General features: G+C 42.9%; 13 protein-coding genes. 11 read left to right on the forward strand and 2 right to left on the reverse strand.

The features are described from left to right. The first annotated feature begins 382 nt into the window (after positions 1–382). From KSZ58_RS03335 to KSZ58_RS03385, 11 genes are all read left to right on the forward strand, one after another. Complete coding sequence (locus KSZ58_RS03335; RefSeq protein ID WP_008816451.1) at positions 383–1,021, forward strand: hypothetical protein; 639 nt, start codon at positions 383–385, stop codon at positions 1,019–1,021. A 645-nt stretch (positions 1,022–1,666) separates the two neighbouring features. After that, positions 1,667–2,692, forward strand: a complete 1,026-nt coding sequence (locus KSZ58_RS03340; protein WP_142419685.1) for a hypothetical protein — start codon at positions 1,667–1,669, stop codon at positions 2,690–2,692. Between the two features lie 438 nt (positions 2,693–3,130). Beyond that, positions 3,131–5,902, forward strand: coding sequence for a sigma 54-interacting transcriptional regulator (locus KSZ58_RS03345; protein WP_009588682.1), 2,772 nt, complete (start codon positions 3,131–3,133; stop codon positions 5,900–5,902). 105 nt (positions 5,903–6,007) lie between these two features. After that, entirely contained in the window at positions 6,008–6,418 is a 411-nt protein-coding gene (locus KSZ58_RS03350; protein WP_002606193.1) for a PTS sugar transporter subunit IIA, read from the forward strand. 12 nt (positions 6,419–6,430) lie between these two features. After that, positions 6,431–6,928 carry a PTS sugar transporter subunit IIB gene (locus tag KSZ58_RS03355; RefSeq protein ID WP_054344296.1) on the forward strand — a complete coding sequence of 166 codons (498 nt, stop codon included), beginning with the start codon at positions 6,431–6,433 and terminating at the stop codon, positions 6,926–6,928. Positions 6,929–6,942: 14 nt separating this feature from the next. Beyond that, entirely contained in the window at positions 6,943–7,698 is a 756-nt protein-coding gene (locus KSZ58_RS03360) for a PTS sugar transporter subunit IIC (RefSeq protein WP_002606191.1), read from the forward strand. Positions 7,699–7,700: 2 nt separating this feature from the next. After that, the gene (locus KSZ58_RS03365) at positions 7,701–8,525 is read left to right on the forward strand and encodes a PTS system mannose/fructose/sorbose family transporter subunit IID (RefSeq protein WP_002606190.1); all 825 of its coding nucleotides are present in this window, start codon (positions 7,701–7,703) and stop codon (positions 8,523–8,525) included. A 39-nt stretch (positions 8,526–8,564) separates the two neighbouring features. After that, on the forward strand, positions 8,565–9,761 hold the full coding sequence (locus KSZ58_RS03370; protein ID WP_036745209.1) for a M20 family metallopeptidase: 1,197 nt from the start codon (positions 8,565–8,567) through the stop codon (positions 9,759–9,761). Continuing rightward, positions 9,754–11,142 carry an NADP-dependent phosphogluconate dehydrogenase gene (gndA, locus tag KSZ58_RS03375; RefSeq protein ID WP_217752612.1) on the forward strand — a complete coding sequence of 463 codons (1,389 nt, stop codon included), beginning with the start codon at positions 9,754–9,756 and terminating at the stop codon, positions 11,140–11,142. Before KSZ58_RS03370 ends, gndA begins: the two co-directional genes overlap by 8 nt. 465 nt (positions 11,143–11,607) lie before the next feature. After that, on the forward strand, positions 11,608–11,973 hold the full coding sequence (locus KSZ58_RS03380; RefSeq protein WP_008816458.1) for a sporulation initiation factor Spo0A C-terminal domain-containing protein: 366 nt from the start codon (positions 11,608–11,610) through the stop codon (positions 11,971–11,973). 430 nt (positions 11,974–12,403) lie between these two features. Further along, positions 12,404–15,757, forward strand: coding sequence for a DEAD/DEAH box helicase (locus KSZ58_RS03385; RefSeq protein WP_055201334.1), 3,354 nt, complete (start codon positions 12,404–12,406; stop codon positions 15,755–15,757). A 666-nt stretch (positions 15,758–16,423) separates the two neighbouring features. On the opposite strand, the gene KSZ58_RS03390 is transcribed toward KSZ58_RS03385, so the two are convergent. Continuing rightward, entirely contained in the window at positions 16,424–16,660 is a 237-nt protein-coding gene (locus KSZ58_RS03390) for a helix-turn-helix domain-containing protein (RefSeq protein WP_055201397.1), read from the reverse strand. A gap of 5 nt (positions 16,661–16,665) precedes the next feature. After that, the gene (locus KSZ58_RS03395; protein ID WP_009588541.1) at positions 16,666–17,085 is read right to left on the reverse strand and encodes a sigma-70 family RNA polymerase sigma factor; all 420 of its coding nucleotides are present in this window, start codon (positions 17,083–17,085) and stop codon (positions 16,666–16,668) included. Positions 17,086–17,237: the final 152 nt, after the last annotated feature.

Genomic DNA, 17,237 nt, shown 5'->3' on the forward strand with positions numbered 1-17,237 from the left:
ATGTTGTTTTGATTTTTGGCGTGCTGCTTACTACAGGATAATCATATCATATTGCCCGCATAACAGCGATGAAAAAAGCTCTGTATAAATATGGAATGGAAGCGCGCTGCCTGTGTTATTTCATCTATAATCTATACGGTAGCTGATAGCTTTCCAACATGAGTAGTATGATTATAATATCAAGCAGAAAAAAATACAAATGAAAAACGATGGAATGTCATATTTTCCACAGGTGCAGAATGCGTAATCCCACAAACATACCTTTCCGGACCATATGGTAAAAAAGGTGATAAATAAAGGCTGAAATTGTATTTTTAGGCATTTTATTACAGGAAGGGATATGATAAAATACAAACGTTGAAGTAAGTTGGGAAGTGATGATGTGAAGAAGTATTTTCAATTTAAAAAGGAAGAAAAAGCTGTACTGGCAATCGGTATTCTGATGATTGCTGTTGTTTTGACTGCAGGACTGCTGAAGCAGAAATTTGTAAAAGCGGAAGCCTATGTGCCGTTGAAGGAGGAACAACAAAGCGTCAATGCGATTGCTGCCAAGAAAGAGACCTTTATCATTGAGCAGAATGCAAAGCTGAGTCAGAAGGCGGAAACCTATGTAAATGCAGATTCCGATGTATTAAAAAAGGTTAAGCTGGATTTGTCTGCGGTTGATGTTACAACACCGGGTACCTATCAGGCTGTTGCATCCTTACAGAAGGAGCGTGTATCCTTTGCAATTAAGGTTGTGGAAAACGCAAAGCCGGTTATACAGGCGGCACATGCGGATTTTCAGTTTGTTATTGAATCCAATTCCACAATGCAGGAGGTACGTGATTATGCTGGTGTTACTGCTGCAGATGCATCTGGAAACGATTTGAGTGCATTGATTACCGGATGGGATGAGGAGCTGCCTGTGGAAGCAAAAACAGTAACCTACCAGCTGAGTGTCGAGGATGCACAGGGGCAGCGTGCAAAGAAATCAGTGCGTGTGCAGTACCTGCTGCCGAAAGAGGATAAGAAGGATTAGTGCTGAAAGGTATATTTGAGAATGTGTATGAATGGATGCGGAGCTGTTGTTAGTTTTACAGCCTACGCATCCTATTTTTGTTTATCAGATATGAATATCAGTTACAATTTCCACTTTTATTGAAGTCTGCTGTGCCAACCTGTATTCGCCTAAGCGCTATCTATCCTGACGATCGTGTCATAAGGGCTATCTGGTATACAGTTATAAGACTGTATTATCATTCACCAAATGAATTTTTTTACTTCGTCTATACTCTGATTTTAAGATTTTTTTCTGTATTTCCAACAGGATATATGCTACACTGTAAATACAAAAAAAGGAGAGGTCGGTCTATGAGAAACTATATAAATAGTACAATCCATTCACATCTAATTCATCCGCAAAAGCCCCGGCCTTTCAGTAGCTCAACCGCCTGCTAGAAGCGTTTTTCTTATACGTTCATTCATTCCTTACAGTTATTAAATAGCTTACAGCAGCTGAACACCGCTTGTCGGCGGTAAGGACTGCCTTGTTTTTGTTGCATCTGTTCCTGCGTATGATACGAAACAGCAGGTACCTCTGTATGCTAATGAAAACAACAGCAGAACAAGAGCACCACCGGATCATATCCTTAAAGTACAGATAGCAATAGGAGAAAGAAAGGATATGATTATGACAACAAAAATGAAAACAGAAGCAGCATCTATGATTAGCTGCTATGATCATAAAAAGAAATATGACATGTACTGTAAAAAGCTATTATCAAACAAGCAGATTCTCGCCTATGTGATGAAGGGCTGTGTTCCGGAATACGCAGATACTCCACTGGAGGACATACCGTCCTATATCGAAATGTCTTCCATAAACACAGCAGACTGTGAATATATCGATGATCATCAGGTTGAGGTCACGGATGAAGCCATACCGGGGGCACAGATCAAATACGATATTCAGTTCGAGGCGACAATCCCCATGAAGCAGAAGAAAGCCGATAAGAGCACACCTGCGGATAAGAAAGTTCGCATGATCATCAATCTGGAAAGCCAGGCAAAGGATGATCCCGGTTATCCTCTGATCAAGCGTGCTTTGTATTATTGCAGTAGATTGATGGCAAGACAGAAGCATCCCAAGGATGGATTTCAGCATTCGGATTATGACAGGATCAAAAAGGTCTGTTCCATCTGGATCTGTATCGGTCATAACAATCAAAAGAATGATGTCATCAACACCTATAAGATACAGGAAACGTGTGAGACAAAGATATGGCATGCCTCAAGGGAGGATTATGACTTGCTCACAGCGGTCATGGTGTATCCAAAGAAGGAAGGCATACGAAAAGCGCAGGATATTCCAAATGCGGTAGAGCAGGAGGATGAGAACAAGCAGAGGCTTTTAGAGCTGTTAAAGATTTTGTTTATAAAAAATCTCGTTATAGAGGATAAAAAGGAACAATTACAGAAGACGTATGGTATACTAATGGAGAAGGAGATAGATAAGGAGGTCATGACGATGTGCAACTTTAGCGATTTCATTGAGCAAAGAGGCAAGGAAGAGGGAAAAGTGGAAGCAACGCTACTCCATGTAAAAAAACTGATGCAGAAAATCGATGTCAGTGCGGTGGATGCTATGAACATACTGGATGTTGAAGAAGACATACGACCTACGGTTCTGCAATCTCTGCATCTATCCTAAAAAGCTATACCTACAGCAATTTTTAAAGAGCTGTATCATCTCAGCTCTTTTTTGTACCACTAAAATTTGTTTATTGTTTTTGCAATATCATGAGATAAGTTGAATCTGCAAGTGAAAGAGCTTATGGGAACAGCAGCTGGAAGTACTTTAAAACGTGTTAAACTGATAGCAGTCACACTTTGCAAACCTTTTATTCTTTGTTATGTATGCTTATAAAATCGGTATAGAACACGCTTCATTCTGAAAGCACATAAAGGATATAATATATGTTTTTTTCATTATGCATATTATTACGTAGGAAGGAGCGATATAAATAATGTGTAGAAACCGCCTGCTTATGTAAAGTAAAATTCAGGAAATTCACACAGACATTTTGACTTTCAAATACTTATAACTTATAATCGCATTGAACACGTATCAGAATAAAGAGGTGAAAACATGCGGAGAAAATCCAGGGTAGCAGACACATTGAAGCAGCTCTGTGCAGACATCAGCCTTTCTTCCATACAGGAAGGCTATGAGGGGGTCAGCGCACAGCAGCTATCCGATTTCATGGGGATGGATCGGGCGAATGTAAGTAAAGAACTGAATCAGCTTTTTCAGGAGAATGCAGTTATCAAGATCACCGGAAGACCGGTTTATTATTTCGACAGGGAACGCATGGAGGTCCTGCTGGCGCATTCACTGGAACGTTTTGCTGTTTCCTCTCTGCAGGAATATTTGCAGGAACGAGGAGAAGTGTATACCGAAAATGATTTTGATAAGCTGATCGGCAGTGATAAAAGTCTGAAGACGATGATCAACAAGGCAAAGGCGGCTATGATCTATCCGCCGTTTGGCCTGCATACGCTGCTGGTGGGACCAACAGGTGCGGGTAAGACGATGTTTGCGGAAATCATGTATCAGTATGCCAAGGATCATGGTGTACTGCAAAAGACTGCACCGTTTGTTATTTTCAACTGTGCCGAATATGCGGATAATCCACAGCTTCTGCTGGGACAGCTGTTCGGATATGTAAAGGGTGCCTATACCGGCGCAGACAGGGAAAGTGAAGGTCTGGTGGAAAAGGCACAAAACGGTGTCCTCTTTCTGGATGAAATTCACCGGCTGCCTCCGGAGGGGCAGGAAATGCTGTTCATGCTGCTGGACAAGGGAGAATACCGCAAGCTGGGAGCCAATGAAACTAGCAAGGATGCCAGAGTGCTGATCATCGCCGCAACAACGGAAAACCTGGAATCCAGTCTGCTTCAGACCTTTTTACGAAGGATACCGATGACGATCACCATGCCTTCTCTGGAAGAACGCTCCATTGAAGAGCGCTATGAGCTGATTGAAAAATTCTTCCGTCAGGAATATAACCAGGTCAAAATTCCTATTCAGGTTAAGGCCAAGGTCATGCGGGCTTTGCTGTCCTACGATTGCAAGGGGAACATCGGGCAGCTGAAGGCGGATATCCGCCTGCTATGTGCCAACGGCTTTCTGGAGCATATATCCCGTCAGGATAACGTGATTCGCATTACTTTGTCCTTACTGCAGGAGCATATCTATCACGGTCTTTTAAATTCCGGCAAGCAGAAGGAGGTTGATGATTTTCTGACGATGCATGATCAGGAGATCTTCGTCTATGATCAGGAAACAAAGCTGGAACACTATGATGGCGAGTTTTTGAATATTTATGAGGAAATGAACCGCCGTTTTCAGGATTATGAGGCAAAGGGCTTTGACAATGCAAACATCAACCGTCATATGCGCATCTATATTGAAACCTATATCAAAACCTTAAGCAATCAGATTGAGGAATCCGGGAGTGAAGCAATGCTTTACAAAATTGTATCGATTCATGTATATCATGCAGTAGAGGTTGCCCTGCAGCTGGCTCAGCAGCGACTTGGCTATCCGATTTCCAAAAAGGTGTATACGGCAATGGCGCTGCATATATCCGCACTGATGGAAAACAAGCGTAAGGAGCATGAGCTGAATGCAAACATCTACGACGTTCTCAGTGAAAATCCGAATGAATATCATGTGGCAATGGAAATCATGAGCTTCCTGCAGAAGGAGCTGGAAATTCCGTTTCCGCCGCAGGAAATCGTCTTCTTTACAATGTTTCTGTGTATTGAAAAGGATAAGCCGCAGGTAAACGGAGCGATTGCACTTCTTGCACTGGCACATGGAAACGGTGTGGCACGCAATATGGTGGATGTTGCCAACGCGCTGCTGGACACACGCCATGGTCATGCGCTTGATATGAGCCTGCATCAGAGTGTGGATGATTTTCTGGAAACGGTGACACGCAAAGTGAAGGAAATTGATGAGGGAAAGGGGGTGTTCATTCTTGTCGATATGGGCTCCCTGCTATCCTTTGGGGAAATCATTACACAGAAAACAGGAATTCCAACAAAGACAATCGATATGATATCCACACCGTTTGTACTGGAAGCTTTGCGGAAAACGATGCTGAGCGAATATACACTGGACGATTTGTATCGCGAGCTGCGAAGCTATACTCCGTATATCGGAAAGCTGTACTCCAAGGAAATCAAGCAAAAGGCCCTGCACCAGAATGTCATTGTAACGACCTGTCTGAGCGGCGAAGGGGCAGCGGTTAAGCTGGGAGAGCTGATTCGCTCCGCCATTCCTGCCATAGACGAATATCATATCGATATTGTTGCATGCAATACGGAATCCTTTAAAGAAAAGCATCTGGAAAATAAACGTATTCTTGCCGTTGTCGGTGCCAGAGATCTGCATCTGGAGGATACGCTGTACATTTCCAGTGATAAAATCATTCTGGAGGACGGTTTGGCAAAAATCGCACAAATCATATCCACAGCACTTGGGGTTGAAGACAGGGAGCCGGTTTCCTCCAATATCGTCATGAATAATTTTCTGAAGGAATCGCTTGTGTTCCTTGACCCGATAAAAGCAGATGATGTGATACGCAAATCCTTCCAGGTCATATCCAAAATGTGGGATATTGACGACTATAACCGGATACTGATTGGTTATATGATGCATGTCGGATGTATGATTGAGCGCTGTATTCGTGGTGCGGAGATGGAATATGATGCCTGTCAGGAACGTATTCAGCGAAATGAAAAGCTGTATCGTCTTGTCCGTACAGCGATGAAAATCATTGAGCGGGAATTTCAAATCCGCATCTCTGACACAGAAGTGGCTTACATCATGGATAACTTTGACACAGAATGACACACTAGCATACAGAGATGGAAAAGTGCTGATAAACAGGCACTTTTTTATTTTGGCACGGGACTTGCTAGTAAATGAGTGAAGGTAATAAGAAAGGAGTAAGTTATGGAGGATAATGTATGGGTCTTCGTCTGTACACATGGCAGATTCGGTGAAGAACTGATGAAATCCGCTGAGATGATTGCCGGTGAGGCAGAGAATGTATTTGCGTTTTCTCTGATGCCGGGAATGCAGCCGGAGGAATACAGAGCAATGCTGGAGAAGCAGCTGGAGAAGCTGGGTGATGGTAAGGTTCTGTGCCTGGTGGATCTGTTTGGCGGAACACCGTGTACGACATGTGCGATTCTGTCGAAAACATATGACATGCAGGTGATTTCCGGATTGAATCTGGCGATGTATATCGAGGTGACCTCACAAAGAAATCTTCGCCCTAGACAGGAGTTAGTTGAAGTAGGACTGGAAATACTGAGAGATAGTGGAAAAGATGTTATAAAATTGCTTAATGAGCGTAAATAAGGAGGTTTTTATATGGCTGATATAAATTTAGTGCGTATCGATTTTCGTCTGATACATGGTCAGGTAGTTACCAAATGGGTGAAACAGGCAAATGCAAATCGAATTATAATCGTTAATGATATGCTGGCTAAGGATGAGTTTTTAGCTAGTGTTTATAAAATGGCTGCTCCATCTAATGTTAAGGTAGATATTTTTACAGTAGATGATGCAATGGCTAAGTGGACAACAGATCAGTTCGGAGAAGGTAAAGTTTTGCTCTTATTTAAAAACGTTAGTGATATACGAAGTCTTCAGAGGCTAGGCTTCCCTCTTCCTGAGGTACAAATTGGAGGGCTTGGTGGCGGTTCTGGTAGAATCAATACTTCCAGTGGAATCTCGTTTGATGCAAAGGATGTACAACTTTTGAAGGAAATGATAGCGGAAGGAAGTGATATTCACATACAGGTTGTACCAACACAGCAGAAATATGAAATAGAGAAAGTGATTGAAAAATTAGAGTTCAATGAATAGAGGAGGAAATGAATATGGATACTAGTTTATTGCTGATTGCAGCATTTTGTGGGATTTGGCAGTTTGTATCAACGACAGATTTTGGTTATACCCTGAGTGATACTCTGGGACAGCCTGTTCTTGTAGGTGCGCTTCTTGGACTTTTAACTGGACAGGTGGAGCAAGGTTTAATGATTGGGGGATCTTTAGAGTTAATGTATTTAGGAATCATTTATCCAGGAGGTACTGTTCCAGCGTGTGCTTCTAGCGCAGCATTGGTAGCTATTCCGATTGCACTCCGTACAGGGCTTGATGCACACGCAGCAACTGTTTTAGCAGTCCCTTTTGGAATACTGGGTTCTATACTATGGAACGTTAAATATTCAATCAACTCAACGTTTACTATTCGCGCACAAAAAAGCGTAGAAAACGGAAATTATGCAGCAGTTACACGTAATGCTTCTGTATACCCACTTATACTCACGTTCTTTCTAACTGCTATACCGATTTTTCTCGCTAATATACTGGCACCTACGCTCGTTGAAGGGGTAATCAATTCAATTCCAACATGGGCTATGCACGGTATTGAAGTAGCAGGCGGCGTATTACCCGCAATTGGTTTTGCAATGGCGGTGTATACAATTGGAAAGATGGAATTTCTACCATTCTTTGTAATTGGATATTTCTTAGTTATATACTTTGAAGTAGCTACAATGGGAGTTGCAATTTTCGGAACATGTATTGCTTTATTATATTTGTTCCTTAAAAATAAAAAAGAAAGGGAGGTGTAATCATGACAGCAGCAGTTAAGGAATCAAAGATTACAAAAAAAGAATTATTCAGAGCTTATAATAAATGGTATTGGCTGTGTGAAGTTTCACATTGCTATGATCGACTGCAGTCATTATCTTTCTGTGCCAGTATTCAAAATACATTACGGAAGCTATATCCAAATGATGAGGAGTATCAGGAGGCACTGCTTCGCCATTTGCAATTCTTCAATACGGAGGGAACTATAGGTTCTGTAATTCATGGTATTACGATGTCGTTGGAAGAAGAAAAGGCAGCAAATAAGGAAATTTCTGGAGAAATGATAATAGCTTTGAAAACGGGATTGATGGGCCCTGTAGCAGGAATTGGAGACACATTGATTTGGGGTACACTTAAACCTATATGTCTTGCACTTGCTACAACGATGGCTCTAAGCAACAATCTAATTGGTGCATTCTTCGTATTGTTATTTCCTTTGGCTGGATATTTCATTGGCTACTATATGTGCCGTCTGGGATATTCACTTGGCCGTAACGCTATCAGTAAGCTTATACAAAGTGGACTAATGAATCGAATAATTGATGCCTGCAGTATCCTAGGGCTAATGATGATGGGAGCGTTGTCTGCAAGTTTTGTATCACTAACAACAACGGCAGGTTTTAAATTGGAAAATAGTGATCCGATTTTACTTCAGAATATATTAGATGGTATTATGCCAGGGTTATTGCCTTTTGCTGTGATTACAGGTATTTATTTTTACATGAAGAAAAAAGGTACAAAGTATGGCGGTATCCTAATTGGTATTATTATTGCTTCACTTATACTGTCATTCTTTGATATTGTTTAAACAAGATCTTAAAAACTATTAAATTAGGGGAGATTTTATATGGAAATATTAAAAAAAAAGGTTAATTTATTTATAGATGAACACTTTGATCATCTATGGAAGCTGGCCTCCTATATCCATGCAAATCCTGAAATTGCCTTTGAAGAGAAGAAAGCTGCACATGCGCTTTCTTCTTATCTGCAGGAGCAGGGATTTGCTGTGAAGACGGGAATCGCCGGTTTGGATACGGCCTTTCAGGCTGTATTCAAAAAAGGAAACGGTCCAAGAATTGCCGTATTTGCGGAATACGATGCATTAAAGGGACTGGGGCATGCCTGCGGTCATAACCTGATCGCAACCAGTGCGCTAGGCTGTGCAGCCGCAGTAAAGCAGGTTCTGGAGAGCAGTGAGCTGGAAGGCAGCATCGAGGTATATGGAACACCTGCCGAGGAAGATGGCGGAGGAAAGATCATCATGCTTAAGCAGGGTGTATTTGACGGTTTGGATGCTGTTTTCCTGATGCATCCGACAAGTGCCATGGCAAGAATCGGAGGCGAATGTGCTTCCTTTACCGACTTTGAAATAGAGTACTTCGGTAAGAGTGCACACGCAGAATCCCATCCGGAAAACGGCATCAATGCACTGGATGCGGCGAATCTGTTTTATCAGGCAGTGGGACTTGCCCGGCAGCAGCTGCGTGATTCTATTCATATCTGCTGTATCATAGCGGAAAGTGAACGGGATATCGGACGCATTCCGGATTATGCAAGGCTGGAGGTGGAAATATCCACCATGCGGGCAAAGGATATCGAAACCACCAAACAGAAAATCATAAACATTGCAGAAGGCATGGCACTGGCCAGCGGCTGCAGGGTAAGCTATAAGGAAATACCGGGATATTACGGGCGTATGCCGAATGCGGTGCTCGCTGAGCTGTGCAGACAGGAAATGCTGGCCCTTGGGGAGCCCATGATGGAGGGAATGCCGAGTGATGCGGGTGGAGAGGATCTGGGAAATGTTTCCCGTGTGATTCCCGCATGCAATCTCTATATGACACTGCTTCCGGAAAAGAAGATATCCGGCCATACCGATCAGTTTCGCGAGCTCGCAATATCCGATGCCGGCAAACACTGTCTTGATATTTCCAGCAAGGCAATGGCAAACAGTATTCTGACGCTGTATCAGAACCCGAAACTGCTCAAGCAGGCCAAGGAGGAATTAAAGCGCTGTCAGGAAGAGGAGGCTCGCTATGAATAATATCGGAGTATACGGACTGGGCGTCATGGGACAGTCGCTGGCACGCAATATCATGCAGCACGGCTTCTCTGTATCTGTATACAATATAGAAACAGAAATCACAAAGCAGTTCACACAGAAATATCCGAAGCTTTTCGGATATGAGTCACTGGAAGCCTTTGTCAACAGCCTTGAGAAACCGCGTAAAATCATCCTAATGGTAACGGCAGGACGTGTGGTGGACAGTGTCATTGCATCCTTGAAGCCACTGCTTGCGAAAGGGGATATACTGATAGACTGCGGGAATTCCTATTATGAGGATACACAGCGCAGAATGCAGTCCATGCAGCAGGATGGATTTTATCTGATAGGAAGCGGTGTTTCCGGTGGAGAAAAGGGAGCCTTGCATGGTCCCAGCATCATGCCCTCCGGGGAATACAGGGCCTATTGCGAAATTGCGGACATCTTTACTGCAATCGCTGCCAAAAATGAAGACGGCACAGCCTGCTGTACCTATATCGGAAAAGAAGGCTCCGGCCATTTTGTGAAGATGGTGCATAATGGTATTGAATATGCCGATATGCAGCTGCTTGCGGAGCTTTATGCAATCCTGAAAAGGCTGTATCCAAAGGATCGTGCCGCTGTGCAAAAGGCATTTCATCAGCTGAATCAGCATAATCTTGCCTCGTATCTTCTGGATATCACAGAGGATATCCTGCAAAAAAAGGAACAGGAGGAATGGCTGCTTGACAAGGTGCTGGATGTCGCAAAGCAGAAGGGAACCGGAAAATGGACAGCATGTGTTTCTCTGGAATACGGTGTTCCTGTGCCAAGCCTTATAGAGGCTGTGGAAGCAAGATTTCTTTCTTCCATGAAAGCCCAACGGCTACAGGCGGAACAGTGCTATGCAGGTACACAGGATGAAGAAACCGGCAATGAGCAGCTGGCTGCTGATCTGTATAAGGCGGTGCTGCTGGCAAAAACGAGCATCTATGCACAGGGCTTTTCCCTCATAGCTGCCGTGAATGCGCAATGCGGCTACCATATTGATACCAAGCAGCTTGCGGTGATATGGCAGAATGGCTGTATTATCAAATCAGAGTTCTTAAAGGATATATATCAGGCCTATGACAAGGATGCAAACCTTACAAATCTGCTTGTATCCGATCAGTTTACAGAGTATGTGAAACAGGGCAGAGAGGATTTACAGCGCATCATCAGCTTCGCTCTGCAAAAGGGCTTGTATATACCGGTTTTATGCAGTGTGATGAATTATGTCAATGGCTACACCACGGCAAGTCTGGAAACGAATCTGATACAGGCACAGCGGGACTGCTTTGGTGCACACACCTATAAGCGTGTGGATCAGGCAGGGGTGTTCCACAGTGATTGGCTAAAGTAAATGCGGAAGCATTTTCTGATATACGGCATGCTTACTCAGTGTGAATAGAAAAAAGAGAATCCAATCTGTTGTGTATACCAATAGATTTGGATTCTTTATGCTGTTTGTGGATGCTTGCAATAAGGCATCCGTATATCTTCCTGCTGTAAGATGGATGTGCAGGCTTGAATAAGCGGCGGTCTTTAAATGCTTATATAGATCGTCTGCCCGCTCGAAGGATTCGTTATGAACCCTTCATTTTTTTATATGCGGCAGGGAATTGTGAACGCCTGTTACTGTTGGCATAAGGATCATCATAGAAATACACCAGACGATACGGGATACCCTGATAAGACTGCAATGGCCTGTAATTACAAACGCTTTTATAAATTATAAATTTCGACAGATAACGACATCGGTTTACTTCTGGACAGATTTAAATTATTGTTAGTGTGTGGAATCAGAGAAATGGATGGAGGGAATTTTATGATGGATACATTGACAAAGGAATTATACGAAGAGGTTACAAATCTTTTGCATGACATGGGAACACCCGCACACATCAAAGGACACTATTATCTGCGCAGCGCTATCCTGGAAGTTTATGCTCATCCGGAGCTATTAAAGAATATGATGAATGGCTTATATGCAACGATAGCTGAGGCTTATGATACGACGCCTTCCTGTGTGGAGCGCAGTATCCGCAATGCCGTAGAGGCAACGCTGGATCGCGGGGATGTGGACTTTCTGTATTCCGTGTTCCGTAATACGATCAGTAAGAATAAAGGTAAGCCGACCAACCGGGAATTTATTATGATGGTTGTGGATGTCCTGCGGGTTCGGCATATGTAGCCTGCTTTGTGCTACTGGCAGAATGTATGGCTGCAGTGCGGGATGCCTTATTACAGAGAAGCTCAGAATGTACAGTAAGCTGTTTTCGTAATGCCTCACCGCTTTGAAACACAGATATAGGCTGATAGAGATACCATTGCTTGATAGCATAAAGAGTTTACAGACTGTCATAGACTGCTGTTGTTTCAGCGAACAGCGCCTAACAGCGCATGCTGCTTTGGTGAATCGTATCTGTTTTTCCTGACGGATTTAGAAAATAAAGGAAAAGCGGCTTGACTTATTTGGATTTGCAGGTATCATATAAGAAGAAACGCGAGGAAAAGTGTGCAATACGTAACATGACGTATTGGATGCTTTTTTGTATTCGGAATAGAAAGGATACCCTGCATGTTTGTAAAGATTGGAAAAGCAGGAGTAAAGGGATGAAGCTGTGAGATTAACGGTAGATGATATTAAGCGACAGACAAAAAGTGAAACAAAGCTGATCAAGGCCAGAAAGGTTCAACAGGAAAACCTGATTAAAAAAATATATATAGCAAAAACGCAGAGTGAGTACCACGTAGAGGCACGGATGGAAACATTGAGTGGCAAGTTTTATGCGACACTGCAGTTTACATTAAATGCGGAGAGTGATGTGGATTATTATTTCTGCAGCTGCAAGCGAACAAAAATATGCGAGCATCTGCTTGCCGTACTGTATCAGATTCATGATCTGCAGCCGGAGAAGTTTCCATATTCCTATGAACGGAAAGAGGAAGAAATCGCCGTACAGCCGGCTGCACAACTTCCGTTGCTTCAGCAGAGTCCATCACCTGTTAAGAAAGAGAAGCAGAGGATTTCTGCAGAAAAGGAAGCAGTACCTGTAAAAAAGGGCAGATTGCAGATGGAAATTTTGAAGGAGCATCAGAACATCGAGGCGATGGTGAAGGAGAATACCCGCCGCAGAGAGCTGATGAAGCAGTTTGCGACCTCCAGTCATATTCTGCAGGAGAGCAAGGTCTATTATCAGGAGCTGCAAAACCGTGAGCATGTGGAAAAGGTGCATCTGTTTGTGGAAGCTGAGGTCACTGACCAGCAGCATATGTATATCGCACTGAAAATCGGAGACCGGAAATGGTATACCATCAGCAGCCTTGCGAATTTCTTTGAGCGTCTTGCCCAGCAGACCTATGCACAATATGGTATGTCTCTGGCGTTCACCCATTCGATAAACCGCTTTGATGAAGACAGCCAGGATCTGATCCGTTTTCTGAAAAACTGCTTTTATGAGGGAAAGACGCTGGTATCCAATCCGAGTGTTATGGAGATTCCTCCGCTGTATATGGATGAGTTTTATGAGCTGCTGGGGCGCCTTCCACAGCGCTATCGCAACATTCAGATGAAGGATAAACGACAGTTGCTGGACATCCGCGTAAAGAGTGAGGAGGATTTTGTTCTGCTTACCTTCCGCAACTGGTCGCTGCTGAAAAGCGGTATTCGGGGACGGCATCACTTGTACCGCATGCAGGATGATACGCTGTACCGCTATCGCTTTGATGAACAGGGGAAGTGTTTGGAGCTGATTGATTCCCTGAGTGAGCAGCAGCTGTATGTGCGCAATGAGCAGTTTGCGGATTTCTATAAATATGTTCTAAGTGAAATCCGTGATTATGCGAATATGTATGGAATCGCGAAGTATGCCTATACGCTGGAGCCGATCGGGCTGGAGCTGTATGGGGATATTGATAAGCTGGGAAGGGTGTATTTTCAGCTGGATGTTCTGTATGAGGATGAACGGATACCGGGCTTTCAGGATGAGCAGGAATATCTGCCGCTGCGCCAGGAGATTGTTGAAAATTTCATAAGGCAGTATGCGGATATCATACAGCCGAAGGAGCATTGCGCGCTGTTTCATGATGTGAGTGAAACCCTGCTGGAGTTCATGCGGGACGGCCTTCCGTTTCTGTCGGGATATTGTGAGATTTTTGTCAGTGATGTATTGAAGAATATGAATAAGAAGCATGTGGTTAATCTGCAGGCAGGGCTTCGCCTTGCGGGTAACCTTCTGGAAATTGATTTACACAGCCGTGATATTCATAAGGAGGAGCTGCTGGATGTGCTGCGCGCCTACCGCAGGAAAAAGCATTTTTATCGGTTGAAAAACGGGAAGCTGCTGAATCTGAAGAGTGATCAGCTGGAGGAACTGGATACGATGATGCAGGAGTTTCATATCGAGGATGAACAGCTGCAGCAGAATTGCATACAGCTGCCGGGATATCGTCTGTTCATGCTGGATGCATTCACAAAGGGAAGTGACTCCATTGCCTTCCATAAAGAGGATGTCTTACAGAATATACTGAACTCCTTTCAGCAGATCAGTACACAGGATATTGAAATACCACAGCGCTATAATGAGCTTTTACGTGATTATCAGAAGGATGGCTTTCGCTGGCTGAAGCTGATGCACCGGTATGGCTTCGGAGGTATTCTGGCGGATGATATGGGTCTTGGAAAAACGTTGCAGGTCATTGCCTTTCTGGAAAGCGAAAAGCAGGCAGGCCGCACCAGCATTGTCGTTGTGCCGAGCAGTGTGCTGTATAACTGGGAGGATGAGGTGCGTAAATTTGCAAGTGATTTAAGGGTTTGCTGTATCACAGGCTCTCAGGCAAAGCGGGAGGAGCTGATCCGCAGCAGTATGGATATGGATCTGCTGATTACCTCCTATGATTATCTGAAGAGGGATATCGGCTATTATGAAAGCCGGACATTCTTCTATAAGATTCTGGATGAGGCACAGTATATCAAAAACCAGCGGACGATGAATGCGACAAGCACGAAGCGTCTGAAGAGCCATCATGCACTGGCTCTGACAGGTACACCGATTGAAAATTCACTGGCTGAGCTGTGGAGTATTTTTGACTTTCTGATGCCGGGCTACCTGTTTGATTACCGCTATTTCTCCCATCATTTCGAGAAGGATATCGTTCTTGGAAAGCATAAGGAGAAGCAGGAGCAGCTGAAGAAAATGGTACAGCCGTTCATTCTGCGAAGAGTGAAGAAGGAGGTGCTGAGTGAGCTGCCTGAAAAGACGGAGACAACGCTCAGTATCGCCTTTGATGAGGCAGAGGAAACAATGTATATGGCGAATCTTGCACAGGTCAACAAGGAGCTGCAGCAGGAGCTCGATCTGGTGAAGACCAATCGGTTCCAGGTTTTGGGAATGCTGATGCGCTTACGGCAGATTTGCTGTGACCCGCGTCTTGTGTATGAGGAGGTATCGCAGCCTTCCAGTAAGCTGAAGGCCTGCATGGAGCTGGTGAGCTCTCTTGTGGAGAATGATAAGTCCGTGCTGCTGTTTTCCAATTTTACCTCCATGCTGGATTTGATTCAGGTTGAGCTACAGCATCTGCATATACCGTATTTCCGAATGGATGGAAGTACCGGTAAGGAGGAGCGACGGGAGCTTGTACAGAAGTTTCAGGATAAGGAAAAGAAGGTGTTCCTTATTTCACTGAAGTCCGGGGGTACCGGTATCAATCTGACAGCTGCGGAGGCAGTGATTCATTATGATCCCTGGTGGAATGTTTCGGCGGAGAATCAGGCGAGTGATCGGGCATATCGCATCGGTCAGAATTCCCGCGTGCAGGTGTATAAGCTGATTATGCGCAATACCGTGGAGGAGCGTATTCAGCATTTACAGCAGATGAAAAAGGAGCTTGCGGATATTTTCGTGGAAGAGAATGAGACGAATATCATGAGGATGGATAAGGATCAGATTCTGGAGCTGTTGAAGGTGAGTGGCTGAACGGGGAAAGCCAGTGTATAACCAAAAATGAAGGGAAGTCTTCACTCTCGTTGATCAGAAAGTTTCCTGTAAGAGATAGAGATTTACGGAATGCTTTAATACAATGGCAATTTTATAGAAAAAGGGAATTCATGTACGCAAAGTATCTCTGAATTCTCTTTTTTGCTGTTCGGATTTGAATTAGACAAGAGGCGGGATGCAGTATATGTGCAATCAGCTCTGGTTTATGAAATTTCTTGGATTTTTATGGTACAGGATTTCTTTTTGCTTGTTGGAGCTGATGTGGGTGTAGATCTGCGTGGTAGTGAAGCAATTTTTGATAACAGTAAGCGTATAATCTCATTTTTATGCACTGTAAATTGAAATTTTGAGTTATATAATATATTTGTAAGTAAACTGCCAGTATCCATAATTTGTGTTTCTGCAAAAGCAATATCTATTATCGGTAAATCATAAAGATTTGCTATCAATAATTTACATTGAAATTTTATATAAGATTTTGAATTATTCCCATAAACACTACATTTATAAGCAATTTCAAAATTGAAAAACATTTATTTTACCACGAATTTACCACGATTGAAGAGCCTTGATATGACAATATAAACCACAAGGGAGATAGCACATGAAATGAAACTGTGTATCTCCCTTTTTCATACCACTTGACTACTTCTCTCTGATTTCAAACCTTAAAATGGCTTTCATCATTTCTGTATGAATTCGACCTTTTAATTCTTCATCAACCTGCATATTTACAGTACCATTTGCATGATAGCATGGACGCAAGCATACTTTAGAGATATAAGCGTTGTAAAAGTCTAAAATTCCTCTGACTGCCTTTTCATCTCCATTAGACGCTCTGTAAATAAGGTCGTAAGAGGGATAACCATAATCTTTTTTCATTTTTCCTATTCCATTTCATTCAATAACTTCTGTAATTTTCTTAGTCCTCTATCCCGTCTGCTATTGATAGCTGAACGTGATACATGATACAATTTTGAGATTTCTCTGTCGTTCATGCCTTGAAAGAAATACAACAAGATAGCATTACGCTGTTTCTCTGTTAATTCTTTCAACGCTGTACTTAATTCTTCATCAGCTACATAAATTACAAAATGCATAACTTGAAACGATACATAATCACAAGAATATTCATCACTCATACCATATTCAATTTGCTTCATTTCAGGCAATTCACAAAATAGTATTTCATGTTTTGAACGCCTAGCAATCTGTCTTCTATGACTTGATAATGCACCTTTAATGACAATCATCATCAAAGCATTAAATTGTAATCTGACGATATGCTCGGAAGAAGAGGTTCCCATAATCTCACCTCCTTTCTGCAAGAGCTAAACTATACAAACGGAATATTTCATAGCGAAAATATTTGTTTATAACTTCTGAAAATGCAGAAAAGAGGTATATAAAAAGCCCGTACAAAACATATAGTCTGTACGAGCTAATTAAAGTGATATTT

Origin of the sequence: Erysipelatoclostridium sp. DFI.2.3 (genome assembly GCF_019132535.1) — a bacterium.
Lineage (GTDB): Bacteria > Bacillota_I > Bacilli_A > Erysipelotrichales > Erysipelotrichaceae > Clostridium_AQ > Clostridium_AQ innocuum.